The organism is Microbulbifer sp. CNSA002 (assembly GCF_047324085.1).
Lineage (GTDB): Bacteria > Pseudomonadota > Gammaproteobacteria > Pseudomonadales > Cellvibrionaceae > Microbulbifer.
This window is the reverse complement of the sequence record NZ_CP172449.1, coordinates 1024235-1049586: the sequence shown is the minus strand read 5'-3', so window position 1 is coordinate 1049586 and position 25352 is coordinate 1024235. Positions and strand designations below refer to the sequence as shown.

The window sequence follows — 25352 nt, the reverse complement described above, 5'->3', positions numbered from 1 at the left end:
CCTCCGCCTCCCTCAGTGTTTCTTTCAGCCTTGCAGCAGTGCTGCCAGCTCTTTTGGTGCCAGCGTTTGCTGCGGTTGGTCAGCGCGAAGGTACTTCACAGTTATCTGACCATTTGCAGCCTCATCTTCGCCGATAATCAGCGCATAATCGGCGCCGCTCTTATCAGCTTTCTTCATCTGGCTTTTAAAGCTTCCTCCACCACAGTGCAACTGCAGTCGCAACCAGGGCAGCTCGTCGCGCAATTGCTCGGCGGCTGTCATGGCAGCTGATTGTACATCACCAACGGCAACCAGGTAGGCATCTACCTGTTGCGAAAGGGATTCAGGCAACACTTCTAGGGTTTCCAGCATCAATACAAGGCGCTCAACACCCAGGCCAAAACCCACGCCCGGAGTGGCTTTGCCACCCATCTGTTCTACCAGGCCGTCATAGCGGCCACCGGCACACACAGTGCCCTGGGCACCGAGGCTGTCGGTCACCCACTCAAATACAGTTTTTCCGTAGTAGTCGAGACCGCGCACCAACTTGGGATTGATCTCATACTTAACGCCAGCCCCGTCCAAAAGTGCCTTTAACTGACTAAAGTGGGCGGCGGATTCCTCATCGAGGAAGTCCAGTAGACAGGGCGCATCCGCCAGCAGTTCCTGAGTTTGCGCATTTTTACTGTCGAGAATTCGCAGCGGATTGCGCTCCAGACGGCGCTGGCTGTCCTCATCCAGCTGGTCACGACGCTCACTTAAATAAGTGACCAGCGCATCCCGATAAGCTGCGCGGCTCTCGGCGTTACCCAGGGAATTGAGCTGCAGGGTCACATGTTCGCTGATACCCAGCTGACGCCACAGTCGCGCAGTCATGATCAGGATTTCTGCATCGATATCCGGCCCTTGAATGCCAAACACCTCGACACCAAACTGGTGGAACTGACGCAGGCGCCCCTTCTGTGGGCGCTCATAGCGGAACATAGGGCCGAAATACCATAGGCGCTGTGGCTGGTTCAGCAGGTTGCTCTGGATCGCCGCACGCACAGTGCCCGCTGTGCCCTCAGGGCGCAGGGTAACGCTGTCACCGCTCTTGTCATCAAAGGTGTACATTTCCTTCTCGACAATATCGGTAGCCTCGCCCACCGCACGGCAAAATAACTGGGTCGACTCCAGGTAGGGAGTGCGAATTTCGGTGTAGCCGTAGCGACTAGTAAGTTCACTCAGTGTGGCTTCCACGTACTGCCATACCGGGGACTGTTCCGGTAGCAGATCGTTCATGCCGCGAATTGCGCGAAGCTGTTTCAACGCTGTTCCTTAATTTTTCACTCAATTAATTGGGTCTTGCGCAGGGAGCTGTTGCCCTCTACGCCTTGGCGATGATATCCGCTTCGCGCTCGGCCTTGGCGGCCGCCTTCTCGCGAATCAAGCGTTCTAAATCATCCACCAGATTTTCATTCTTAAACTTGCGGTCCGGCTGCCCATCCACATAGATGGCATGGCTTGGGGTACCACCAGTCAGGCCTACATCGGCTTCTTTCGCTTCGCCGGGGCCGTTGACGATACAGCCAATTACTGCCACATCCAGCGGTGTGGTCACATCTTCCAGGCGCGTCTCCAGCTCATTCATGGTTTTCACCACATCGAAGTTCTGGCGCGAGCAGCTGGGGCAGGCAATAAAGTTAATACCTTTACTGCGCAGACGCAGGCTTTTGAGCAGATCCCAGCCCACTTTGACCTCTTCCACCGGGTCTGCAGCCAGGGAAACCCGCAGGGTGTCCCCGATACCGTCGAGCAGGAGGGCACCGAGACCAATCGCCGACTTCACTGTGCCGGCACGCAAGCCGCCAGCTTCGGTAATACCCAAGTGCAGCGGTTGCTCAATCTGCTGGGCCAGCTTGCGATAGGCAGCCGTGGCCATAAAGATATCGGATGCTTTTACACTGACTTTGAAGTCCTGGAAGTCCAGGCTGTCGAGGATCGATACATGGCGCAGCGCCGACTCTACCAGAGCATCCGGCGTGGGCTCGCCATACTTTTTCTGCAGGTCTTTTTCCAGGGAGCCCGCATTGACACCGATACGAATCGGGATATTCAGATCGCGAGCTTTATCCACTACGGCCCGAATACGCTTCTCTCGGCCAATATTGCCGGGGTTAATACGCAGGCAATCCACCCCCAGGTCTGCGACCCGCAGGGCGATACGGTAATCGAAGTGAATGTCTGCGACCAACGGGACATTCACCTGTTTTTTAATTTCTCCAAACGCCTCTGCGGCATCCATGCTGGGCACAGAAACCCGCACTATATCGGCTCCAGCCTGTTCCAGGCGCTGGATCTGGCCAACAGTAGCTGCTACATCGCAGGTTTCGGTGTTGGTCATACTTTGCACCGAGATCGGGGCATCCCCTCCGACCGGTACATCACCCACCATGATCTGGCGCGACTTGCGGCGGACAATGGGAGATTCAAATTGCATAGGCTGACCTGGTGGTATTACTGATAAAAATCGAGGGGAGATTATAGAGAGATTGGGCGCAAACCTACAGGGTTCGCGCCCAAACGGGGAAGATCATCTTAATCGCCGACAATCAGACGACGAGTGCGGCGGTCGCCAATAGGCTGGCTGTCGATAGTTTCATCGCGGTAAACCACATGGGTTGCACGGGCATTTCCCAACATCAGCTCAAATGGAGCATCTCCATCTAAAGATCTGGCACTGCCAGCAGCTTGGACCCCGGCCAGTAAAATCACACCTTGTGCGTCTTTCACCTCAACCCAGGCATCTTCATCAAAGCGAAGCCGCAAAGCGCCTTTCAGGGCCTGGTCCAACTGGGCTACTTGGGAGGGAACAGGCTCAACCACTTTTTCCACAGAAGCAGCGGGTTTATTCTCCACCGTTTCAGCACTGCCAACCTCAAGTTGAACATCAGCAACTCCATTTGATGCTGGTGCAAATGGCTCTGAGCTCAACTCTTCAACTGCAACTTCCTGCCCCTCTACTTCAGTAACCGGATCAGTTACAACTTCACTGGCAACGGGGGCTTCGGCAACCAGGTCCGCAGTATCCTCACCCATGGGCATACCGGGAATATTGACTGGAGTACCGTACTTCCACCAGAAGACACCACCCGCGAGCAACAGGGGAATCAGGGCCAGGGCACCATGTCCGCGCTTGCGCTCAGGGCGAAATGCCTCGGCTTTAGTGGTTCGCCGGGATTCACTGCGCTGTGCTGGCTGCGGCCGATCCCTATCATAGGCTTCCAAAGCCGGCTCAGCAGGAATATTCAACTCGCGACAAATATTGCGGATATAGCCTCGCGTGTAGACAGCTTCTGGCTGCTTTTCGTAATTATCGCTTTCAATCCACTCAACTGTGTTATCAATAATACACAGGCGCTGCGATAACTCCTCTCGGGACAGCCCGGCCGCTTCCCGAGCCGCCAGCAAAAGATTGCCAGCGGACCCCTTAGAAGTTTGCGTATTGGATACGACCTCACCACCTTCGCAGTGTTCGGGACTACTATCCGTCATTACCACTCAACTCCTGATATTTCAGTGTCTCCGCAGAGTACGGGTACAAATTCTTCAAAGCAAGGGCGTAACTCCGCTCCTTGTCACGATTGCCAAACACCTTCTCGATACGAATCCCAAGCCACAGTGACTGGGGTGTCTGGCGATTCTTTTCACTAAATTGATCCAGGTACGCCTTGGATTTTGCGTAATCACCGGCGTTAAATTTCAACTCAGCCATTTCGATCAACGCCAGCGGCAAATCGGAGTTCAGCGCTAACGCCCTGGCATAGGCCCCTTCCGCCTTGTCGGTGAGACCCAGACGCGCGGCCGTACGACCGTAGTTAACCAAGGCAAAAGATCGACGATTATAGGTGAGGTCTGTAGAGGCGAGTTCGAACTGCTTGAGGGCCTCTTTATAGCGCTCTTGTTTATAGAGAAAAACGCCGTAATTAGTGTGAGCCATGGAAAACCCGTCGCTATAGCGCAAGGCTTTCTTGAAGTGAGATTCCGCAATATTCAGCTCACCATCCGCTTGATAAAGCAGTGCCAGACCGTGATGTGCCAGTGGGTTCTTTTTGCCCAATTCCAAAGCACGATTAAAATGACGACGGGACTGCTCCCTGCTGTTGGGGTCCCGCAAATAGCGAAGCCCCAACTGAACATGGGTCTCCAATGCCTTATCCAGGTCAACTTCCTTGCGCTCGGGCATCCCAGAGGTTACACACCCCCCCAGCAGAGTACCGAGCAGCACCAGGAGCGACAGGCTCTTAAATTTCGCGGACACTACATCACCTGTATCTTTATTTTTCACTTATCGGCCCAGCGAGATTGCGCGGGTGTCACCAATACACCAATGAGTGCTAACGCCAATCCCTGGACAAAGCAAGCCCGCAAAACACAGCAAAACCCAACATCGACCACCGGCATCCACTGGCAGTGGTAAAAGTACATATCGGTATTTTGTGTGAGAAATCTGATTCCGCCTCAGCTGGCACTTTCCAAATCCCTATACTGCCGGAAAGCCTTGCCAGTTGCAGCCCTAAAACCCAATCAATTCCATTTAGTGATGACTTTGTCGAGTATTGTCAATCCGCCAGTACCGGTGTACCGGCGGAATAAGTAAAAAGGGCTTAGAAGAGTTAGAGTTGATTACCTTCCTGGTCAACCGCATCCAGCTGCATGCCATCTGGACCAGTGTCCCGCGGCGGAATCAATGACTGGACTGCATTGGAGTCAGTATTTGCCGCATCTGGATCAGTTAGGGTTTCGAGGAACGCTACCAGTAAATCAACTTCCTCGACGTCCAAATTCACAGCGCCGTCGCCATTTTCAGCCAACAGTGCTTCAGTCAGTGCCTGGCCATTGGGGGCAACTTTCGCGGCACACTCATCCACCTCTGCAAACTGATCCAAATCGCACATCTCACTGTTGGTGAAATACTGGGAAACAGAGTCGGCTCGACCAGTGTAGTGCTCGACATTTCTTTTCAATGTACCGAACTGACCTGCGTGCCCCCAGGGGCCAGTGAGCGCCACATTAAGCAGCGTTGGCGTGCGGAAACTGCCGCTTCCATTACCACCCAAGTCAGCGCCACTGCCACTCTCATCTTTACCAACACCAATCTGTGGATAACTGACAGCTCTCAGCCCCTGATTAGAGAAAAAGGCTCCTGAGTGGCAATTTGTACACCCTGAATTTCGTGTCATAAAGGTAATTGCCCCTCGCTTTTCATCGTTATTGAGGGCCGCAAGGTCTCCATCAACATAATCAAAGAAGGGGTTATCGATAAAAATTTGCACCGCTTCGTAAGAGGCAATTGCCTCTGCAATTCTGCTGAAGTTAATTGCCGAATCGCCAAATGCTGCGGTAAACATTGCACCCCACGAGTCCTGGGCTAATTTTTCAGCGAGAATATCCTCACGATAATCAGTAAAACCATCATCGCTGGTATCGTCGTAACCGAACTGGGTAATATCCCCCATCTCAGCAGCTTCTGTGACCGGGAAGTGGGCTTGGGCCATCATCAGTGCGAGGGTACCAGTACCCACGGCCGCCTCTGTGTTGCGAGTAACATCCCGGGAGTCTGTCCTGAGCCCTCCATTACCATTGATCGCCACTCGGTTATCCCAAAACAAACCGTTATCCCAAAGGGCTACATTGCAGATAGGCTGGGCATTTCGAGGTACCAGCGGAACTTCATTCTGCCCGTCGGAGCGACCGGGACCGACTAATTCAGCATCAACGGGATCAACGCCAACTGGCATGGACAAGTCATCGCCACCACAACCTATTGCCGGGTGGTGGCAGGAAGAGCAAGATGCATCGCCATCAGCGCTCAGGTTTTTATTGTGAAACAAGCGCATACCCAGCTCTACCATGGCAGGGTCCTGTTCACTTCTGACCCGGGCAGCAAAGGCGCGCATATCTTCCAACTGCTCGGCCATACCAACGTCATCCAGCACTGCCTGTAAGCAGCTATCGAGACTGCCATCAGCAATATTGACCGCTGAACGCGCATTTTGACATTCATCAAAATCGGAAATTCGGCTATCAGAACCATCTGCATCAGAACCATTACTGAGCCCGTCATTAGTATTATTTACCAATGTTCTGGCAGTGACGCTGGCGGTCTCATCTTCGCTGTCGACATCGCCGGTGGTTACTGAGTAGGTATATTCAGTGTCTGATGAGAGACCTTCATCGACATGGTATCCGCTAGTCGTCTCAGCAATTCGTTCACTGCCACGATAGATAACATAGGTCGCACCAGTGCTTTCCCAGGAAAGACCAATGCTGGTACCGGAAAATGCGTTGCCGATCAGTTCTGCAGGAATAATTCCCTGACCTGAGCCTGTATCGCCATCGCCATCGCCATCGCCATCGCCATCGCCATCGCCATCGCCATCGCCATCGCCATTATCATCATCACCTGAACCAGAATCACCATCACTGCCAGTATCAGAAGTTTCAGTAGGTGTGTCATTGTCACTACTTGAGGAACCACCTCCTCCGCAGCCCACCATCACAAGAAATAGAGGTAGGACCAGCAGCTTTACCAGAGCCGTTAGCGATAGTGTGATTTGATTTTTATCAACATTCATAGTTCTTGACCTGCCCGTCAATGACCTTTTCTTATTCCGAGTTCTGGACAGCAAATACAGACCTAAGTGCCAGCACTGGCATCAAAGGGTAAGGAAACACTTACTATATCTAAGAATAAATTCTGCGTTGCAACCTAATGAGAGATCTAGGGAGCCTCGCAGTGGTTGTGAACCGACCTGAAAATCAGCGGCATTGCGAAAATATCCAGTTACTCCCAGGGCCTACTGTAATGACTTAAAACGGGAATAACTGCTAATAAGGTCGCAGTAAGCTACTACATCCGTTCTCATAGTCAGGAATTTAATAAAAATTAGTAGTTTCAGTGTTTGCTTTAGAAAATATGTAAATTCAATCTCTGAAATTTGGGCGTTAACACCCAAACCCCAATGAAAATATTTTTGCGCCGTTGAATCAGAGGTGGGAAAAGCAAGAAGAGTTTGTAAGAACAAACTGTATCAGGATTGTTTCAGATAGATTAAAAAAAGCTGCCGAAAATAACCGACAGCTTTTTAGCGGTGACTACCGGCAAATAGCCGGCTAATCCAACTTAGGGGAAACGCAAAGCGCTCTTGACGCAACCATTTCCCAAAGAGTTATGGAATGAAGGCTATAAACTTTCACCATCGCTATCTTTTGCATCTAACTGCTTTCCATCTGGTCCACCATCCCGAGGAGGAATCAGAAACTGAATCTCATTAGAGTTGGTATTCGCGGCCTTGGGGTCAGTAAGAGTCCCCAGAAATACCACTATAAGGTCCATCTCTTCTTCGCTCAGGCGATTTATACCCCCACCCTCATTTCCATCTAAGATCGCCTGAGAGTGTGCCAAACCATTGGGAGCCAGTTTACTGGCGCAATTTTCAAGATCCTTGAATTGAGCGAGATCACACATCTCACTATTTTCAAAGTACCTGGAAATGGAGGCTCCATGATCACTGTAGTGTTCAACATTTCTCTTCAGCGTGCCAAACTGCCCGTTGTGCCCCCAGGGACCAGTGATCGCCACATTCAGTAAGGTCGGTGCCCTGAATGCTCCGAACCCTAAGGAACCCTCTCCACCCAGATCTTCCCCACTGCCACTCTCATCGGTTCCTATACCTATCTGCGGATAATTTGCGGCCATCAAGGCTTCAGACGTGAAGAAAGCTCCCTTGTGACAGAACGTGCACCCAGCATCCTTCGACATAAAAGTAATAGCACCACGCTTTTCCTCTACATCGAGCGCTTCCAGGTTACCGCCCACATAGTCAAAGAAGGGGTTATCGATAAATATTTGCACGGCTTCATAAGCTGCAATTGCTTCAGCAATACGACTGAAATTAATTTCAGAATCCCCAAAGGCAGACGTAAACAGGGGAGCCCAAGCTTCGACATCCAAATTAGCCGCTAATATATCTTCGCGGTATGCAGTGAAATTTTCATCGACAGAATCATCGTATCCAAAGTCCGCGATGTCACCCATTTCTGGCGGGGCCGTTACCGGGAAATGCGCCTGCGCCATAAGTAGGGCTAACGAACCAGATCCCACAGCATCATTCGTATTATCGGTAACATCTCTTGAATCCGTACGGAGAACGCCATTCGGACTCAGTGAGACCCGGTTATCCCAGAACAGTCCACGAGACCATAGTGACGCATTACAAATAGCTTGTGAATTTCTCGGCACTAAAGGCACTTCATTAGTTCCATCAGATCGACCTGGCCCGAGCAAAGCGGTATCTACAGCATTCACTCCAACCGGCATCGAGAGGTCATCTCCCCCACAACCAATCGCAGGGTGGTGACAGGATGAACAAGAAGCATCTTGATTAGCACTGAGAGACTTGTTGTGGAACAGACGCATGCCCAGCTCCACCTTGGCAGGATCCTGCTCACTGCGGACCCGTGCAGCAAAAGCCCGAATATCTTCGACAAGAGAAACCATGCGATTGTACTCGAGCATGGCTGCCAAACAATTGTCCAAGTCCTCTTCGAGTAGATCTAGTGCCGTCGCAGTATTTTTACACTCTGCAAACGTGGAGATACGCTCATTTAAAACATCATCTTCTGTACCGTTATTCAGGCCAGCATTGGTGTCATTAACTAATGTCTTGACCGTAACCTGCGAAGTTTCCGATTCGTTTGCAGCATCAACCGTACTGACAGAGTAAACATATTCGGTGTTAACTGAGAGGCCCTGTTCGACATAATAGTTATTGCTGGTTTCCGCGACCTTTTCACCGTTTCGATAGATAAAGTAAGTCTCACCATCTCTTTCCCAGTTAAGACCGATACTGGTTCCCGAGTGGGCATAGCCAATTAGCTCAGCGGGTTCACCGGCTTCTTCAGGCTCAGGCTCAGGATCGGTGCCCGTCCCTGAGCCGGAACCGGAACCATCATCACCCTGAACGGTATCTGCAGGCGAATTATCCTCACTACCAGATGACCCGGAGCCGCAACCGACTAACAGCGAAAAGAGCGTGAGGAAAAAGAGTCTAAATAGGACTCTGGGAAAGACTTTTTGATCGAACTTCTGAGCACTCATAAGAATCCTAGTGATCCCTTCCATATATTTTTAATAATTCATAGGTGATAACGCGACACCAATAGATTTGGTTGACCAATTAAGGAAGAAATGTGAACAAAAGTCCGGAGTGAATCCCGGAGGAAACTACCAGCTCACCAGAATTTCAGGGGATAGCATTTTTTCCAGCAACAACTGACTAAAAACTTCGCAATCCAGACGATGACTTTTACCTAGCCCTGATCGCAAGAATTCACTCTCGGATCAACTTCGGCCTGGCCCTGGAAGCAAAGTAAGAATGAAACTGTGGTGAATTTTAAGGCAGAAGGTAGTTGCCTGAATGATGAATGCGAATAAAGTTCGCTAATGAAGAGTTGGCATCTCACCAGTAAGTCAATATTAGTGAGATGCTCAAATAAAATGCAGGAATATTAAAGTTCGTTGCCGTCCTGATCCCAGGCATCCAGCTGCATTCCATCGGGTCCGCCGTCACGGGGAGGAATCAGGGATTGGGTTGCATTTGAATTTACATTCTCTGCATCCGGGTCAGTGAGCGCCTCAAGAAATGCCGCTAAAAGCTTCACTTCATCGTCGTCTATCGGAAGTGCTGCATCACCATCAATCTCCAGAATTGCCTCGGTCAACTCCAGACCATTGGGCGCAACTTTCGCTGCGCAGTCTTCTAGCTCAGCAAACTGATCCAGGTCGCACATTTCACTATCTGCGAAATACCGGGATACCGAATCTGCTTGCCCGGCATAGTGCTCAATATTTCTTTCTAAGGAGCCAAACTGCCCGGCGTGCCCCCAGGGACCAGTAATGCCTGCATTGAGCAGTGTTGGAACACGAAAGCCACCGAGTACTGCCCCTCCCCAATCAGCGCCATCATCCTCTTTTCCGACACCAATTTGAGGATAGTTAACGACCCTCAAACCCTGGTTAGTAAAGAAGGCGCCCGTATGGCAAGCAGTACAACCAGAGCCTGGCGTAAAATAAGTAATTGCTCCCCGCTTCGCATCGTCATCCAGCGCTGTCAGGTCACCGTCGATATAGTCAAAGAAGGGGTTATCAATAAAAATATATACCGCTTCATAGGCGGCAATCGCCTGTGCAACCCTACTGTAGTCAATACTGTTGTCTCCATAAGCGGCAGCAAATAAGGGGCCCCAGGACTCCTCATTGAGCTTTGGTATAAGATATTCCTCACGGTAGTCAGTAAGGTCATCGTCGCTACTTTCGTCGTAGCCAAATTCAGAAATATCCCCCATCTCAGCAGCATCTGTCACCGGAAAATGGGCTTGGGCCATCATAAGTGCCAAAGTTCCGGTACCAACCGCCGCTTCAGTATTATTGGTTACATCCCTGGAGTCTGTTTTAAGGCCACCGTCGCTCGTGAAAAGAACGCGGTTGTCCCAGAATAATCCATTATCCCAGAGCGCCACATTACAAATAGGCTGGGCATTGCGTGCAACCAACGGCACTTCGTTTTCACCATCGGAACGCCCTGGGCCAAGCAAATCGGGATCAACGGCATTAACCCCAACAGACATGGAAAGATCATCACCAGCGCAGCCTATTGTCGGGTGGTGGCAAGAAGAACAGGCGGTATCACCGTTAGCACTAAGACTTTTACTGTGGAATAACCGCATACCCAACTCAACCATCTCCGGGTCTTGCTCACTTCTAACTCGAGCAGCGAAAGCGCGCATATCCTCCAATTGATCTGCCATTCCCACTTCATCCAGCACAGCCTGCAAGCAACTATCGAGACTACTATCGTCAACATCTACGGCTGAGCGCTCATTTTGACATTCATCAAAATCAACAATGCGCTTTTCAATGGCCTCTGCTTCAGTACCATTGCCCAAGCCATCATTCGTGTTATTAACCAGTGTTTTTGCAGTAACACTATTAGTATCACTATCAATACTCCCCACACCGACCCAATAACTATATTCAGTATTAACTGAGAGGCCTTCATCCACGTAATGGTTATCTGTAGTTTCTGCGATCAATTCGCCATCGCGATAGATGCTGTAGGTCTCTTCAGAGTCCTCCCAGGAGAGCCCTATGCTGGTGCCGGAGAAGGGATTTGCAATCAGTTCAGCAACCAAGATCCCCTGCTCTGAATCGGATTCATCATCTGACCCAGTATCACCATCCGAACCACCATCAGTATCACCGTCCGAATCGTCACCATCGTCTGAGCCAGAGCTATCCCCAGAGCCGCTATCATTTTCAGTAGTTTCTGTCGATGAATCATCCTCACCGCTAGAGGAACCACCTCCCCCACAGCCCACCATAAATAGAAATAAAGAAATGAACAGCAGCTTATTCAGCGCTACAAGCAATTGGGTTAATTGGTTTTTTTCCGCGTTCATAATGTTCGAACAGTCCCGTCGATAACTTTTCTTTTCCTAAGCCAGGCAACTCAGAGAACTCCATGCACTTCAACTCTCAACACAGCTGTGCAAGCATTTCTACACTTTGTTTTTCCTGAACCTAAGCACGCTGTAACAGCTCCAGGCCAAATGAAAATGACTGGATAGCACGCTATAGCGTCATAATGTTTTGATGGATGTTGGAGATACGGGTGTAGCTACTGCAAAGATCCAGTGCCAGACGGTCTAGTGAAGACCTCTCTCCAATGGCCAGCTATTTCATTCAAAGTCAAAATGTTGCAAGCAAAATGCAAATTAAAAAAATATGATCGTTTTGACCTAATCTCATGCATATATCCAACGCTCCCTTCCCGGGTAAATTTTCCTCGAGCGTTAAACGTTAGATAAAGCAATTTCGTTGACACGAAAAATAGAATAGAAAGGAAATTTCAGGCTGAACAGAGTTTTTTTGGGAAGGGGGAAATCGAAGCCAATAGGCTGCCAACAAGTTGGCAACCTATACAAAAAATTACCAGCGACTAGTTAACAATACGAACGGGGCGCTCCGCATTGCGGTAGCGCTCGGAGCGGCGGGTGCGGTCATTAACACTGCCCGCCAACTGACCACAGGCCGCATCAATATCATCGCCGCGTGTAGTGCGCACAGTCACGGTATAACCTTTGTCGAGCAAAATCTGCTGGAAGCGACGCAGTGCATTATTACTCACTCGCTGGTAGTCGGACAACTCAAACGGGTTAAAGGGAATCAGGTTAATTTTCACCGGAATCTCTTTAAGCAGCTCCGCTAATTGCTCAGCGTGCTCCGGGCGGTCGTTAACCTCGCGCATCAGCGTGTATTCAATGGTCATTTTACGGTGCGTATCCGGCATGCGGTCGATGTAGCGCTTGGCGGAATCCAGTAGCACCGCAATAGGGTATTTTTTATTGATCGGCACCAACTCGTTACGCAATTCATCGTTGGGCGCATGCAGGGAAATTGCCAGGCTCACATCGGTCACATCGGCGAGGCGGTCCAGTGCGGGCACTACACCGGAGGTCGACAGAGTAACGCGGCGCTTGGAAATACCGTAGGCGTTGTCTTCCATCATCAGGTTCATGGAATCGACCACATTGTCGAAATTGAGCAGCGGTTCACCCATGCCCATCATTACCACGTTGGTAACCTTGCGCGGTCCTTTCGGATCCAATTGACCGAAAGATTTACAGGCAATCCAGACCTGCCCGATAATTTCTGCCGCCGTTAAATCGCGGTTAAAGCCCTGCTTGCCAGTTGCACAAAAGCTGCAATCCAGGGAACAGCCCACCTGGGAGGAGACACAAAGGGTACCGCGATCACCATCGGGGATATAAACAGTCTCGATAGCATTGCCACCGGAAACTTTAATTAACCATTTCCGTGTGCCATCGGCGGAATCCCACTGATTCAATACTTCTGGGGCACGGACTTCGGCCACTTCCGTCAACTTTTGACGCAGGGCCTTGCTGACATTGGTCATCTCAGCAAAATCATCAACCCCATTCTGGTGAATCCACTTTAAAACCTGAACAGCGCGGAAGCGCTTCTCGCCCAATGATTCAAAAAAGGCGGCCAGCTTTTCTACCGAAAGGCCGAGCAGGTTGGTTTTCTCTGTGGTCATTCATTTCACCTCGGGGGAAGAATTGCACCGGTCCGGACAGACCGGTGCGATTTGTGGCGCGGATTAAGCGCGCGCGCAGATTTCGTCGTCGGCGAAGAAGTAGCTTACTTCGCGAGCAGCGGACTCTGCGGAGTCGGAACCGTGTACAGCGTTGGCGTCGATGCTGTCAGCGAAGTCAGCGCGGATGGTGCCAGCAGCAGCTTCTTTAGGGTTGGTAGCACCCATCAGGTCGCGGTTTGCCAGGATAGCGTTCTCGCCTTCCAGAACCTGTACAACAACTGGACCGGAAGTCATGAAGTCAACCAGGTCTTTGAAGAAAGGACGCTCTTTGTGCTCAGCGTAGAAACCTTCAGCTTTTTCGCGGGACAGTTGAACCATCTTCATGGCAACAATGCTCAGGCCAGCTTTCTCAAAACGGCTCTCGATTTCACCGATTACATTCTTGGCTACTGCGTCCGGCTTGATGATAGAAAGGGTACGCTCCAGGGCCATGGTTATCTCCAAATTGATTTTTTGTAACTTAACTTAGGAACCTCTGAACAACTCTGTAAGCCCCGCAGGGCGGGCCTTCAAGGCTCGCAGAGGTGTTGCGGGATTGTTGCGGAGTTGTTCAGAGGCTCCCTACATAAAGAAAGAGCAACCTACTCAGTTGCTCTTCCCTGATATTCCTTTCATACCCACCGGGGGTACTCAATTTTTGATCACCGCATTTCGCGGCCGGCGGATTATACGGGGTATTGATCGACTTTTGTACTCTCTTGCCAATACTGCCCCCGAAGGCCGGTCACTCCTGCTCTTCGATCCAGGCAGCCTGGATCGCTTCGAGGATTTTCTCTCCGCAGCGATCGGGATCGTCATCAAATCCGGGCAGCGCCATCACCCAGTTGCGCAGGTCGACAAAGTTGACCGTCAGAGGGTCCACATCCTCGTGAGCTTCGCTCAACTCTATGGCAATATCGTGAATATCAGTCCACTTCATGATTCGGCTTCCTCAGCGTGCAAGTCAGTGCTTTTCCGACACCTGGTTGATGGTGTACTTGGGAATCTCGACCACCAGGTCTTCATCCTCCACAATCGCCTGACAGGACAGGCGAGACTCCGGCTCCAGGCCCCAGGCTTTATCCAGCAGGTCCTCTTCAAGCTCGTCCGGCTCTTCCAGGGAATCGAAGCCCTCGCGCACAATGACGTGGCAAGTGGTACAAGCACAGGCTTTTTCACAGGCGTGCTCAATTTCAATATCGTTGGCCAGGGCCGCGTCGATCACGCTGACACCGCTCTCCGCTTCCACCACTTTGCCCTCAGGGCACATTTCCGGATGGGGTAAAAATACTATCTTCGGCATGGGGTACTGAACCTCTGTGGTCTCAATCCGACGGGGAGAAAGTAACGACTCCCCGGCCGCCGGCAGCGCAGAGTCTGCGCCTGATCATGGTTATTTATCAAATTCATCCAAGCTGTGGCCCTGCATAGCGCGCTTAATGGAGGCATCCATACGCTTGGCAGCAAAAGGCTCAGACAACTTATTCAAGGCTTCGATACGTCGACGAATTTCCTCTGCGTCGCCGCCGTTATGGGCCAAGCGCAAAGCCTCCATCGCGTGCTCAAGCTCATTTAACTCACCTTCGTCCAGCAGCTGGGCACCGTTCTCACGCAGGGCCACCAACATGCTTTCCAGGGTTCTCTCCGCTTCCACCTGAGCCTCGCGCAGGGCGCGCAGGGCGATATCCTCAGCGGCGTGGGTGTAGGATTCCTGCAGCATTCGCGCAATATCCTTGTCCTCCAGCCCATAAGACGGTTTAACCGTAATATCGGCACTGACACCACTGCTTTTTTCCATGGCTGTCACTGATAAAAGACCGTCAGCATCCACCTGGAAAGTCACACGGATATGGGCGGCACCGGCCACCATCGGCGGTATGCCGCGCAATTCAAAGCGCGCCAGTGAGCGGCAGTCACTCACCAGTTCCCGCTCGCCCTGGACAACATGGATCGCCATGGCAGTCTGGCCATCTTTAAAAGTGGTGAACTCCTGGGCTTTGGAGACGGGGATGGTCGTGTTGCGATCAATCAGTTTTTCCGCGAGGCCGCCCATGGTTTCAATCCCGAGGGAAAGGGGAATAACATCCAACAACAGCAGTTCTTCGCTGGACTTATTGCCCACCAGTACATCAGCCTGAATCGCGGCGCCGATTGCTACTACTTGGTCGGGGTCAATTTCCGCATGGGGGGGACGACCAAAATAACCCTCAACCCGCTCCCGCACGCGCAAAGTACGAGTGGAGCCACCCACCAGAACCACTTCCTGCACCTCATCGGCACTGATACCGGCATCGCGCAGGGCGCGCTTGCAGGCGCGTAGGGTTTTGTCGATCAGGGGGTCCAGCAGTGAAGCCATGGTTTCGCGATCGAGTACACCGGACCAGTCGCCGTATTGCACTTCCACCTGCTCGACACTGGACAGGGATTCTTTCGCAGCACAGGCGCTGTCTAACAGGACTCGCTGGGTCGCAGCGTCGAGATCGGTACCCAATCCCACTTGCTCGGCGATCCAACTGGCAATGGTACGATCGAAATCGTCGCCACCGAGAGCGGTATCGCCGCCGGTAGACATGACTTCAAACACACCCCGGGACAGACGCAGAATAGAGATATCGAAGGTGCCGCCACCGAGGTCATAGACCGCGATCACACCCTCTTCGCCTTTATCCAGGCCATAGGCAACAGCCGCTGCTGTGGGCTCGTTGAGCAGGCGCAGGACTTTCAGGCCCGCCAGTTGGGCGGCGTCTTTGGTCGCTTGGCGCTGGGCATCATCGAAGTAGGCCGGCACGGTGATCACCGCACCATCCAGCTCACCGCCCGCTTTGCCATAGAGCGCTTCGCGGCCACGCGCAGCCAGTTTTTTCAGGATTTCTGCCGATACCTGCACCGGGTTTACCGGTCCGGCTGCAGTTTCAATCGAAGGCATACCGCCGCTGCTCTCAGCCAGGCGATAGGGCAGCTGCTCACCAAAACTTTTGATATCTGCAACACCTCGCCCCATCAGGCGCTTGATAGAAATCATAGTGTTGTAGGGATCTTCTGCAGCGCACGCGCGGGCTTCAGCACCCACGGTAATCGCCTCGGCTCCGTAGTGCACCGCTGATGGCAGGATCACTTCACCCTGCTCATCGGCAATGGCCTCTGCCGATCCACTGCGCACGGTCGCTACCAGTGAGTTAGTGGTCCCCAAATCGATACCCACTGCGTGCTTGCGCTGGTGGGGAGCTGGGCTCTGGCCCGGTTCAGAAATCTGCAGTAATGCCATTAGTTATCTCTTCTTTAAGCGGGGCGCGGTACCGTCTGGCCCTCTCAGTCAGTGCTCTCGCAACTAGTCGTTGAAAAGGTCTTCTTCCAGCTCGTCAATTTGTTTCTCAAGCTTGGCCAGGAACTGAAGCTTGCGCAGAGAATCCTCTGCTGCGCCCAGATCGCCCCCGTCATAAGTTTCGGCAAAGCGCTGTTCCTCATTGGAGATCAGCCCCCGCGCCTCAGCACTGAGCTCATCTAGCGCAGCTGCAGGATCGGGCTGCTCGCGCACTTCTTCCAGGCGCTCGCGCAACATCATCTGCTGCATCAGAAATTCAGTATCTTTGGTGGTCTGCTCAGGTGGCACATCTACCCCGGCCAACTTGAGTAGGTAGGCGGCGCGCTGTACCGGGTCGCGCAAAACGGTGTGCGCCTCATTAATCTGAGCCGCCATTTTGATGGCCAACAATTGTTCGCCCTCGGAATGGGAAGCGTATTTGTCCGGGTGGAATTCCCGCTGTAACTCCCGGTAGCGGGTCGCCAGGGCACTGCGATCGACCGCGAACGCGGGTTGCAGACCAAAAACTTCGAAATGGTTCAGGTTGGTTGCCATCTGAATATACCTACTGGGGCACAGCCTGGGACGCGGCTGAAGTTGCCGCTTACTGCTGCACGGCCCCCAACTGTCCGAGGAGCCAATAAAAAGGCCGGTATGCGCAGCGCACCCGGCCTTGTGGGGCGAGAGCGAATCAGACGTGGAAACTCTCGCCGCAGCCACACTCATTTTTTACATTGGGATTCGAGAAGGTGAAGCCTTCGTTCAGGCCTTCCTTGACGAAATCCAGCTGGGTGCCGTCGAGGTAAACCAGACTCTTGGGGTCCACCACCAACTTAACGCCGTTTTGCTCAAATACCGTATCTTCGGCTTCGAACGAATCGACAAATTCCAGCACATAGGCGAGACCGGAACAGCCGGCCGTTTTGACACCGACACGAATGCCGATTCCCTTGCCTCGCTTGGCCAATTGACTTTGAATGTGGGCCTCAGCGGCCTCGGTCATACTAATAGCCAAAACAACACCTTCGCTATGTTTAGACGCTACATTTGGACGAAAAGTTAACCCGCCGCAGATTCCTTGGCTTCTACAGCGTCATCGGACTCACCGCGCTTTTCACGGATATCGCGAACCGCAGCCTTGATCGCATCTTCAGCGAGAACCGAGCAGTGGATTTTTACCGGCGGCAGCGCCAGCTCCTCTGCAATGGCAGTGTTCTTGATCTGCTCCGCTTCGTCGATCGTCTTGCCTTTCACCCACTCGGTCAGGAGGGAGCTGGAGGCAATGGCGGAACCACAGCCGTAGGTCTTGAACTTGGCGTCTTCGATAACGCCCTCGTCGCTTACCTGAATCTGTAGGCGCATCACGTCACCACAGGCGGGCGCGCCCACCATACCGGTGCCTACATTGTCCGCCTTGTCGTCCATACGTCCAACATTGCGGGGGTGCTCGTAGTGGTCAATTACTTTATCGCTATAGGCCATGACTTTTCTCCTAACTCTTGCGCGCGCTTAGTGAGCGGCCCATTCAATCTTGTTCAGGTCTACGCCGTCTTTGTACATATCCCAAAGCGGTGACAATTCACGTAGTTTCTCCACTGCCTTGCGCACTTCTGCGGCAGCGGTGTCGACATCACTCTCGCTGGTAAAACGACCAAAGCTGAAACGCAGTGAGCTGTGCGCCAGTTCGTCGTTAACACCCAGGGCTCGCAGTACGTAGCTGGGCTCCAGGCTCGCAGAGGTACAGGCGGAACCGGAGGAAATCGCCAGGTCGCGCAGCGACATGATCAGGCTCTCACCTTCTACAAACGCAAAGCTCACGTTCAGGTTGCCCGGAATTCTCTTCTCGGCGGAACCGTTGATATGGACCTCTTCCATATCCTTGATCTGATCCCAGAAACGGTCGCGCAGAGAGCGCAGACGCTCGGCTTCCTGAGCCATTTCTTCTTTGGCAATACCAAAGGCTTCGCCCATACCGACAATCTGGTGAGTCGGCAGGGTACCGGAGCGCATGCCGCGCTCGTGGCCGCCACCGTGCATCTGGGCTTCCAGACGGATGCGGGGCTTGCGGCGTACGTAAAGGGCACCGATACCTTTGGGGCCGTAAATTTTATGGCCGGAGAAGGACATCAGGTCAACTTTCATTTCCTGAAGGTCGATCGGCAACTTGCCGGCGCTCTGGGCCGCGTCCACATGGAAAATAACTTTGCGCGAGCGACACAGTTCGCCGATTGCAGCGATATCGTTGATCACCCCAATCTCGTTGTTGACGTGCATCAGGCTCACCACAGTGGTGTCCTCACGCATAGCTTCCTCAACCTGCTCCGGATAGACGATGCCGTCTTCGCGGGGATTCAGGTAGGTCACTTCAAAACCTTCCCGCTCCAGCTGGCGGCAGGTATCCAAAACAGCTTTGTGCTCAATTTTGGAGGTAATGATGTGCTTGCCGCGACTCTGGTAAAAGTGGGCCGCACCCTTGATACCCAGGTTGTCAGACTCGGTGGCACCGCTGGTCCAGACAATTTCGCGCGGATCGGCGTTGATCAGCTCCGCCACCTGGCGTCGGGCATTCTCCACTGCTTCTTCCGCTTTCCAACCAAACAGGTGGGAGCGAGAGGCCGGATTGCCGAAATTGCCTTCCATCGTCAGCTGCTCTGCCATTTTCTTGGCGACGCGTGGGTCAACCGGACAGGTAGCCGAATAGTCCAGATAGATGGGAAGCTTCATAGTCATACCGTTTCCGCTTAGTAAATCTCTAATATCTGTCTGCTGGCCCGTTTGGGCCTCAATCACAGGCCGCCGAGTACAGCGACCCTCTCTTCCGGCGCCTCGCGCATATCTTGCCGACGCGCAACTTCCTGCACCTCAGCTCGGGAAACCAGGTTGGCCAAGCTGATACTGCTGAGGAAGCTATGAATCTGATCGCTCAAGTCTGACCAGAGGTAGTGGGTCAGGCACTGTTCGCCGTTGGCGCAATCCGCATTGCCGCCGCAGCTGGTGGCGTCTACAGATTCATTGACCGCATCAATGATCTGCGCCACAAAAATCTCTTCACCATCCCGCGCCAGGCGATAGCCACCGCCGGGTCCACGCACACTGGACACCAGCCCAGAATGCCGCAACCGGGAGAACAACTGCTCCAGGTAGGACAGTGATATACCCTGGCGCTTGGATATGTCTGCCAGACTGATCGGTCCGCGATCAGCGTGCAACGCCAGGTCCAGCATGGCAGTCACCGCGTAGCGGCCTTTGGTTGTCAAACGCATATCAGCTCCCAACTGATGTACAGCCCTTTTCCGATCGGGGCGCGAGTATGGAATAACCCACTACTGTAGTCAAGTATATAACCCAGCGGGACACTCGGGTACTCAACTAGTCGGGTCGCCCCTTACCACCAGAGCGATGAATGTAATTCTGGATTGAGGTCAACATACCGCGCAGTATACCCAGCTCCATATCATCGGGGCGCACCCGACTATACAGTCGGCGCAGGCGGGTCATTGTCTGACGGGGGTTATCCGGGTCAATAAAGCCCAGCTCGCCCAGCGCCTGTTGCAGGTGATCGAAATACAGCTCCATATCGCTGGCCTTGGCCGGTGGACGATCCCAATCGGTGTAATTCACAGGCTCACCCTTTTCCGCTTCCAGGGCCGCCATACGCACTTCGTAGGCAAGTACCTGAACAGCAGTCGCCAGGTTCAGGGAGCTGTATTCCGGGTTGGCAGGAATATGCACATGGTAGTTACAGGCCTGTAATTCTTCGTTGGTAAGCCCTCGATCCTCGCGGCCAAACACCAAAGCAACCGGATGAGACGCGGCCTCGGCGACGGTACGCTCTCCACACTGGCGCGGGGTCAGCAGGGGCCAAGGGATTCGGCGCTCGCGAGCGCTGGTGGCCACAACAAGACCACAATCAGCCACGGCTTCTTCCAGGGTATCCACCACAACGGCGCTATCGAGCAGCTCAGCTGCCCCTGCTGCACGCCAAACAGCATTGGCTGCAGGAAATTCCCGAGGCGCTACCAGGTACAGCTGACTCAGGCCCATATTCTTGAGCGCGCGCGCCGCACCACCAATATTTCCGGGGTGTGCGCTGTTAACCAGAACCACGCGCACATTGTCGAGCGCGGCAAGTGGAGTCGTGTCTAAAGGTGACTTGGCCATACTGAAAGTAATAAATCGGTGTCATGGGGGCGCGCGAGTGTAGCAAAAACCAATCGGAATCCCTACAATCGCGTCCGTCGCAGTTAACCTGCGGCCTGCTTTTTAACCCCTTTAACCACTTTGTGCGGAATAGTTATGGAACCCATGCTAAATATTGCCCTGCGCGCGGCGCGTAAGGCAGGAGAACTGATCGAACGGGCCTGGGAGCGCGGCGACCTGATGAAATTCGAAGAAAAGACGCGCAACGATTTCGTTACTGAAGTGGATAAGGCCAGCGAACAGGAAATTATCTATCACCTGCGCAAGGCCTACCCCAAGCACAGCATCCGCGCTGAAGAAAGCGGCCTGCAAGAGGGCGCAGAGCCCGATTACGAGTGGATTATCGATCCCCTCGATGGCACCACCAATTTTATCCACGGCGTCCCACAGTTCGCTGTTTCTATCGCCTGTCGCTATCGCGGCCGCATTGAGCACGCAGTCGTACTGGACCCGATCAAACGCGAAGAATTTACCGCAAGTCGCGGTCGCGGCGCTGCCCTGAATGGCCGCCGTATCCGCGTCTCTTCACGCCAGGGCATGCGCGGCTCTCTGATTGGCACCGGCATTCCCTTCAACGGCCTGCCGCTGGATAACATCGACGCCTACCTGGCCGCCCTAAAAGATATCGCTGGGCAAACTGCGGGAATCCGCCGCCCTGGCGCCGCAGCGCTGGATCTTGCCTATGTTGCTGCCGGGCGATTCGACGGCTTCTGGGAAATGTACCTGAACACCTGGGATATCGCAGCGGGCTCCCTGCTGGTCAAAGAGGCCGGCGGCCTGATCAGCGATTTCCGCGGTGGTGAAGACTACCTGGACTCCGGCCACCTGGTCTGTGCAACTCCGAAAGTATTTAAGCCCCTGGTGAAAATCGTGGGCAAACATATGGGGCACATACGCTAAAATCCTGAACGGCACTCCGGCAAATAAGATGCCGGGGTGCTGATTCCAACAGTCCAACTCACCTCTTCCCCGTCAAACACTCCATCAAAACTCGCGCAAGCTGCGGTCGATCAAAGTTATCCGGCAAAGCGGTGGTCACTCCCGAGGAAGCCTCTCCTCCCATAACCACCAAACAGGTTTTTTGAGTGACTTGATCCTGCTTGAGGATACTTACCAAATCCCCAACCGACATTCCCGGTAAGGTATTGTGAAACAACACCACATCCGGTGCTTGGGTACGCGCCATAAATATGGCCTCAACAACATCTGCGGCCACAGAAAGCTGTACTTGCGGCGCCCCCTGCAAAAGTTTTTCCACCCGAGCCACACTTTCAGGGCGGTTATCCACTAGCAGCAATATACAGTCGGGTAATGTTGACGGGGCATCAACAGAACTTGCAAATGACAGGAAAGACTCCGCAGCATCAACCATTGGGAATTCAACCCAAAATACTGAGCCCTGCCCTTCCTGACTGTCAAAATCGATCCGCCCCCCCATCGCCTCCGCCAGACGCTTGGCAATTGCAAGACCGACACCGGTACCCTCGATATGCCCCTTTTCCTCCCCCAAACGGTTAAAGGGTTCAAAAACTTCTTTGCGTCTCTCTGCTGCAATCCCCTTGCCGGTATCCAAAATATTCAGCCTCAACCAGCCATCGGCCTGCGGCGTAAAATTAATAATGACACGGCCATTTTCACGATTGTATTTCACCGCGTTGCCCGCCAGGTTCAATACAACTTGCTTATAGCGCACAGGGTCCGCACAAATATAAGCGGACTCCCAGCCGAGAGGCTCAAACACCAAACTGACACGACGGGTTTCAGCCAGGGGCTCGAGCAAACGTTTACATTCTGCAACCAAATCGGCCGGCCGAATCAATTCCATCGAGGGGCCCAAACGCCTACTGTCGATTCTGGCCAGCTCCAATACATCACCGACCAAATGCAATAAATGCTGCCCCGCGCGACGAATTTCTGATAAGCGCTGACGCTGGTCTGCGTTGAGACTCTGATCTAATTCGACAATTTGGCTGTAACCTAAAATTGCATTAAGTGGCGTGCGTAATTCATGGCTCAGGCTAAATAATAAATCTGCCCGATGCGCATTTTCCTCCCGCTGCAACTCCAGCTCCCGCTCCATTTGCGAAAGTCTTTCCCGGCTGCGGCTGACGTCTTGTAAAACTCCCAACACCCGCACGGGCTGACCGCGACTATTTAATTGGGCCTTACCGCGGCAGCGAACCCAAACCACACTGCTATCCGAACGCCAGATGCGAAATTCCACATCGAGCGGTAACCCCTCGCGCACATGATCCCGCATGGACTGCTCAACCCGAGGGAAGTCCTCCGCTAAAATTCGAGCCTTCCACTGCTCCGCGGCTGAAATACCGATACTGCGTATCGGGCTCACTTCATAACCCAGAATCCCCCAGCAGGCATCATCAAGCACCATTTCATCTGCGCGTAGATCCCACTCCCATAAACCATCGCCAACTCCAGACAGTGTCTGTAAGGGGCGCTCGCCAGGCAGGTTAGATAGGTAGCGCTGGGCCAAGGTTTCAGTGAAGTCAGCGCAACTTCCAATCACAACAAACCCACTGTCATCCTCGAGGTTTATTGCGCGTCCTCGCAATCGCAGCCAGCGCAATTGACCAAGACTATCGTAGGCCCGAAAAGTAGTATCGAAGTGTCCACCTTTGTTGGTAAGACGACGCCGCACAGTGATAATTCGATCCCGCTCATCAGAGTGAACCGAACGCAATTCATCACCCGTCCACAGGGAAGTCAAAGAGAGTTCTGCAGTTTCTGCAAACAGGAGCCAAATTTCACCCTGAGCACGCTGAGCACCGGAATCCGGATGCCACTCCCACAACCCGCAGTCTGAATCTAAAAACAAATCTTGCAAGCAGGCGTTATGACGAGGCAGGCGCGATGCATCCAAAGAGGAAAGCTCATCGCTGGTTGCCAACTGGAACACTGCGCTGGACGGATTTGGGGTTAGTGACTCTGACACACAGGGCTCGACTATCGAAATTAGCTCATTAATTACCTGGCTCATGCATCCTTGCCATACATAAAAGAGAGCCTCTCTCCCGGGGCCGTTAAATTTGGGAACGCCTCGGGAGACCCTAAACTAAAGCATTATGAGCTTTGCGCAAAGTGCGGGCAAAAAAAAGGCCCCGCAATGCGGGGCCGTAATCAGCGATGATGAGAGAAAACGGGAAGTCACCCAGTGTTAATGGTTTGCCATAACCCTAAGAAACTCTCCCGAAATGCGGGTCCGTTGTCCCGCACAATCACTAATGCAACACTTATGCCAACTTTAAAAACGGTGTTTTTAACCGGCATCACCCTTCATCCATTGTGTCACAGCAAACTTACGAACCATTGCGAACCTAAAAATATGGTCACCGCACCAAAACAATGCATTCTCGGCAAAGACACTAGGGGAAAAATCGCTATCAGGTCTGAGAAAAATCGGGACCGCAGAATATGGCCGGTGAGATTTGTTTCTCCCGGGCATACATAAACCCGAGGACCACACTATGAACACAACCTCGATAGACTCTACTCTCAAAAGAAAACGCTTCTGGCCTCCCACGTTGCTATTTGCCATAACCGGTTTGCTGGCAATTATTGCTGTGCCCCTATATGGCTTTATTTTTGGTTATCACTGGTATCAGTGGCTCGCATTCGCCGTAATGGGTGCAATGTGCAGCCTTTCTATCACCGCCGGATATCATCGCCTTTGGTCCCACAAAAGTTATGAGGCTCACTGGGCCCTACGATTATTATTTGCACTATTCGGAGCCGCAGCACTACAAGATTCTATTTTGAAGTGGTGCGATCATCATCGCCACCACCATCAGTTTGTTGATGACAACAACCGCGACCCCTACTCAGCCAAACGCGGATTTTGGTTTTCCCATATCGAATGGATGATGCATGAATATCCAACCAGCCACCAAAACTTCGAGAATGTACAAGACCTAAAGCGGGATAAAATTGTGATGTGGCAACACAATAACTACATTCCAATCACCGCCACCATGAATCTTGGGATTCTCACCCTGCTGGGAATTTGTACCGGCGATATTATTGGTATGTTCTTACTTGCAGGAGCACTCCGAATTGCCTTCTGTCACCACACTACTTTTATGGTAAATTCGATCATCCATCGATTTGGTAGCCAGCCCTACCGGGATGATGTGACCGCTTGCGACAACAAAATTGTTAATTTTTTTGTTTTTGGTGAGGGTTACCACAACTACCACCACGCCTTTCAGCTCGATTATCGCAATGGCATTCACTGGTTTCATTACGATCCAACCAAGTGGGTCATTAAAGCTCTTAGTCTGATCGGTATTACCCGTAACCTAAAAGTAGCCTCTCCAGTGAAAATTCAAAAAGCCAAGCTAGACCTACAGTTTAAGAAGGCGCGTAAGAAGCTGGAAAGCGGATCTCTGCCCAAGGGAGTCGAAGAGGCCCTAAAAAGTGAAGCTCTACAGCTCACTCATACCCTGGAAAAATGGGAGCAATTGCAATTAAAAAGCTATAAGGCTAAAAATGGAGAAAAGCCCAACAAATGGGAGTTAACCCAAATACAAACCAAGACGAATGAACTTGAGTACAGTTTGAAAATGCAAGGAGAACGACTTCAAGCTCTGATGGAACACGTCCAGGAAGAAAAACCTAAGGAAGCTTTATAATCAGGCCCCCTAATGGAGCCCAAA

General features: G+C 52.4%; 21 protein-coding genes. 2 read left to right on the top strand and 19 right to left on the bottom strand.

What is annotated here, in order from left to right; all coding sequences use genetic code 11:
* Window positions 1-24: 24 nt before the first annotated feature.
* The 18 genes from hisS to trmJ all read right to left on the bottom strand — a co-directional run bounded on the left by hisS (window position 25) and on the right by trmJ (window position 20640).
* Window positions 25-1287 carry a histidine--tRNA ligase gene (gene hisS, locus ACG1BZ_RS04570; protein ID WP_413664564.1) on the bottom strand — a complete coding sequence of 421 codons (1263 nt, stop codon included), beginning with the start codon at window positions 1285-1287 and terminating at the stop codon, window positions 25-27.
* Window positions 1288-1345: 58 nt separating this feature from the next.
* Window positions 1346-2458, bottom strand: a complete 1113-nt coding sequence (gene ispG / locus ACG1BZ_RS04565; RefSeq protein WP_282934070.1) for a flavodoxin-dependent (E)-4-hydroxy-3-methylbut-2-enyl-diphosphate synthase — start codon at window positions 2456-2458, stop codon at window positions 1346-1348.
* 98 nt (window positions 2459-2556) lie between these two features.
* Window positions 2557-3513, bottom strand: a complete 957-nt coding sequence (locus tag ACG1BZ_RS04560) for a RodZ domain-containing protein (protein ID WP_413664563.1) — start codon at window positions 3511-3513, stop codon at window positions 2557-2559.
* On the bottom strand, window positions 3503-4279 hold the full coding sequence (gene pilW, locus ACG1BZ_RS04555) for a type IV pilus biogenesis/stability protein PilW (protein ID WP_413664562.1): 777 nt from the start codon (window positions 4277-4279) through the stop codon (window positions 3503-3505). Before pilW ends, ACG1BZ_RS04560 begins: the two co-directional genes overlap by 11 nt.
* 355 nt (window positions 4280-4634) lie before the next feature.
* On the bottom strand, window positions 4635-6596 hold the full coding sequence (locus ACG1BZ_RS04550; RefSeq protein ID WP_413664561.1) for a cytochrome c peroxidase: 1962 nt from the start codon (window positions 6594-6596) through the stop codon (window positions 4635-4637).
* Between the two features lie 608 nt (window positions 6597-7204).
* Window positions 7205-9121, bottom strand: coding sequence for a cytochrome c peroxidase (locus ACG1BZ_RS04545; RefSeq protein ID WP_413664560.1), 1917 nt, complete (start codon window positions 9119-9121; stop codon window positions 7205-7207).
* Window positions 9122-9531: 410 nt separating this feature from the next.
* Window positions 9532-11481 (bottom strand): cytochrome c peroxidase, encoded by a 1950-nt coding sequence (locus tag ACG1BZ_RS04540; protein WP_413664559.1) that lies wholly within the window; start codon window positions 11479-11481, stop codon window positions 9532-9534.
* A 539-nt stretch (window positions 11482-12020) separates the two neighbouring features.
* Window positions 12021-13139 (bottom strand): 23S rRNA (adenine(2503)-C(2))-methyltransferase RlmN, encoded by a 1119-nt coding sequence (rlmN, locus tag ACG1BZ_RS04535; protein WP_282934075.1) that lies wholly within the window; start codon window positions 13137-13139, stop codon window positions 12021-12023.
* A gap of 63 nt (window positions 13140-13202) precedes the next feature.
* A complete protein-coding gene (ndk, locus tag ACG1BZ_RS04530) occupies window positions 13203-13631 on the bottom strand; it encodes a nucleoside-diphosphate kinase (protein ID WP_108731991.1) in 429 nt (142 codons plus the stop codon).
* Between the two features lie 292 nt (window positions 13632-13923).
* On the bottom strand, window positions 13924-14118 hold the full coding sequence (gene iscX, locus ACG1BZ_RS04525; protein ID WP_282934076.1) for a Fe-S cluster assembly protein IscX: 195 nt from the start codon (window positions 14116-14118) through the stop codon (window positions 13924-13926).
* Window positions 14119-14142: 24 nt separating this feature from the next.
* Window positions 14143-14481 (bottom strand): ISC system 2Fe-2S type ferredoxin, encoded by a 339-nt coding sequence (fdx, locus tag ACG1BZ_RS04520; RefSeq protein WP_108731989.1) that lies wholly within the window; start codon window positions 14479-14481, stop codon window positions 14143-14145.
* A 90-nt stretch (window positions 14482-14571) separates the two neighbouring features.
* On the bottom strand, window positions 14572-16443 hold the full coding sequence (hscA, locus tag ACG1BZ_RS04515) for a Fe-S protein assembly chaperone HscA (RefSeq protein ID WP_413664558.1): 1872 nt from the start codon (window positions 16441-16443) through the stop codon (window positions 14572-14574).
* A 63-nt stretch (window positions 16444-16506) separates the two neighbouring features.
* A complete protein-coding gene (hscB, locus tag ACG1BZ_RS04510) occupies window positions 16507-17034 on the bottom strand; it encodes a co-chaperone HscB (protein WP_413664557.1) in 528 nt (175 codons plus the stop codon).
* A 136-nt stretch (window positions 17035-17170) separates the two neighbouring features.
* The gene (iscA, locus tag ACG1BZ_RS04505; protein ID WP_108731986.1) at window positions 17171-17494 is read right to left on the bottom strand and encodes an iron-sulfur cluster assembly protein IscA; all 324 of its coding nucleotides are present in this window, start codon (window positions 17492-17494) and stop codon (window positions 17171-17173) included.
* Window positions 17495-17538: 44 nt separating this feature from the next.
* Entirely contained in the window at window positions 17539-17961 is a 423-nt protein-coding gene (gene iscU / locus ACG1BZ_RS04500; RefSeq protein WP_108731985.1) for a Fe-S cluster assembly scaffold IscU, read from the bottom strand.
* Window positions 17962-17988: 27 nt separating this feature from the next.
* Window positions 17989-19203, bottom strand: coding sequence for an IscS subfamily cysteine desulfurase (locus tag ACG1BZ_RS04495; protein WP_413665847.1), 1215 nt, complete (start codon window positions 19201-19203; stop codon window positions 17989-17991).
* 62 nt (window positions 19204-19265) lie between these two features.
* Window positions 19266-19742, bottom strand: a complete 477-nt coding sequence (gene iscR, locus ACG1BZ_RS04490) for a Fe-S cluster assembly transcriptional regulator IscR (RefSeq protein ID WP_282934079.1) — start codon at window positions 19740-19742, stop codon at window positions 19266-19268.
* 106 nt (window positions 19743-19848) lie between these two features.
* Complete coding sequence (gene trmJ, locus ACG1BZ_RS04485; protein ID WP_108731983.1) at window positions 19849-20640, bottom strand: tRNA (cytosine(32)/uridine(32)-2'-O)-methyltransferase TrmJ; 792 nt, start codon at window positions 20638-20640, stop codon at window positions 19849-19851.
* Window positions 20641-20775: 135 nt separating this feature from the next.
* Here trmJ and ACG1BZ_RS04480 point away from each other — a divergent pair, with 135 nt between their 5' ends.
* Window positions 20776-21579 (top strand): inositol monophosphatase family protein, encoded by an 804-nt coding sequence (locus ACG1BZ_RS04480; protein ID WP_282934081.1) that lies wholly within the window; start codon window positions 20776-20778, stop codon window positions 21577-21579.
* A gap of 58 nt (window positions 21580-21637) precedes the next feature.
* Here the strand turns inward: ACG1BZ_RS04480 and ACG1BZ_RS04475 are convergent, their stop codons facing one another.
* Complete coding sequence (locus ACG1BZ_RS04475) at window positions 21638-23677, bottom strand: ATP-binding protein (protein ID WP_413664556.1); 2040 nt, start codon at window positions 23675-23677, stop codon at window positions 21638-21640.
* A gap of 487 nt (window positions 23678-24164) precedes the next feature.
* Here ACG1BZ_RS04475 and ACG1BZ_RS04470 point away from each other — a divergent pair, with 487 nt between their 5' ends.
* The gene (locus tag ACG1BZ_RS04470; RefSeq protein ID WP_413664555.1) at window positions 24165-25328 is read left to right on the top strand and encodes an acyl-CoA desaturase; all 1164 of its coding nucleotides are present in this window, start codon (window positions 24165-24167) and stop codon (window positions 25326-25328) included.
* The last annotated feature ends 24 nt before the right edge of the window (window positions 25329-25352 follow it).

Bases quoted from the DNA above. Each gene is read 5' to 3' on its own strand.
- ispG (WP_282934070.1), bottom strand. From the start codon at position 2,458: ATGCAATTTGAATCTCCCATTGTCCGCCGCAAGTCGCGCCAGATCATG.
- ACG1BZ_RS04560 (WP_413664563.1), bottom strand. From the start codon at position 3,513: ATGACGGATAGTAGTCCCGAACACTGCGAAGGTGGTGAGGTCGTATCC.
- ACG1BZ_RS04550 (WP_413664561.1), bottom strand. From the start codon at position 6,596: ATGAATGTTGATAAAAATCAAATCACACTATCGCTAACGGCTCTGGTA.
- ACG1BZ_RS04545 (WP_413664560.1), bottom strand. From the start codon at position 9,121: ATGAGTGCTCAGAAGTTCGATCAAAAAGTCTTTCCCAGAGTCCTATTT.
- ACG1BZ_RS04540 (WP_413664559.1), bottom strand. From the start codon at position 11,481: ATGAACGCGGAAAAAAACCAATTAACCCAATTGCTTGTAGCGCTGAAT.
- rlmN (WP_282934075.1), bottom strand. From the start codon at position 13,139: ATGACCACAGAGAAAACCAACCTGCTCGGCCTTTCGGTAGAAAAGCTG.
- ndk (WP_108731991.1), bottom strand. From the start codon at position 13,631: ATGGCCCTGGAGCGTACCCTTTCTATCATCAAGCCGGACGCAGTAGCC.
- iscX (WP_282934076.1), bottom strand. From the start codon at position 14,118: ATGAAGTGGACTGATATTCACGATATTGCCATAGAGTTGAGCGAAGCT.
- fdx (WP_108731989.1), bottom strand. From the start codon at position 14,481: ATGCCGAAGATAGTATTTTTACCCCATCCGGAAATGTGCCCTGAGGGC.
- hscA (WP_413664558.1), bottom strand. From the start codon at position 16,443: ATGGCATTACTGCAGATTTCTGAACCGGGCCAGAGCCCAGCTCCCCAC.
- hscB (WP_413664557.1), bottom strand. From the start codon at position 17,034: ATGGCAACCAACCTGAACCATTTCGAAGTTTTTGGTCTGCAACCCGCG.
- iscU (WP_108731985.1), bottom strand. From the start codon at position 17,961: ATGGCCTATAGCGATAAAGTAATTGACCACTACGAGCACCCCCGCAAT.
- ACG1BZ_RS04495 (WP_413665847.1), bottom strand. From the start codon at position 19,203: ATGAAGCTTCCCATCTATCTGGACTATTCGGCTACCTGTCCGGTTGAC.
- iscR (WP_282934079.1), bottom strand. From the start codon at position 19,742: ATGCGTTTGACAACCAAAGGCCGCTACGCGGTGACTGCCATGCTGGAC.
- trmJ (WP_108731983.1), bottom strand. From the start codon at position 20,640: ATGGCCAAGTCACCTTTAGACACGACTCCACTTGCCGCGCTCGACAAT.
- ACG1BZ_RS04480 (WP_282934081.1), top strand. From the start codon at position 20,776: ATGGAACCCATGCTAAATATTGCCCTGCGCGCGGCGCGTAAGGCAGGA.
- ACG1BZ_RS04475 (WP_413664556.1), bottom strand. From the start codon at position 23,677: ATGAGCCAGGTAATTAATGAGCTAATTTCGATAGTCGAGCCCTGTGTG.
- ACG1BZ_RS04470 (WP_413664555.1), top strand. From the start codon at position 24,165: ATGAACACAACCTCGATAGACTCTACTCTCAAAAGAAAACGCTTCTGG.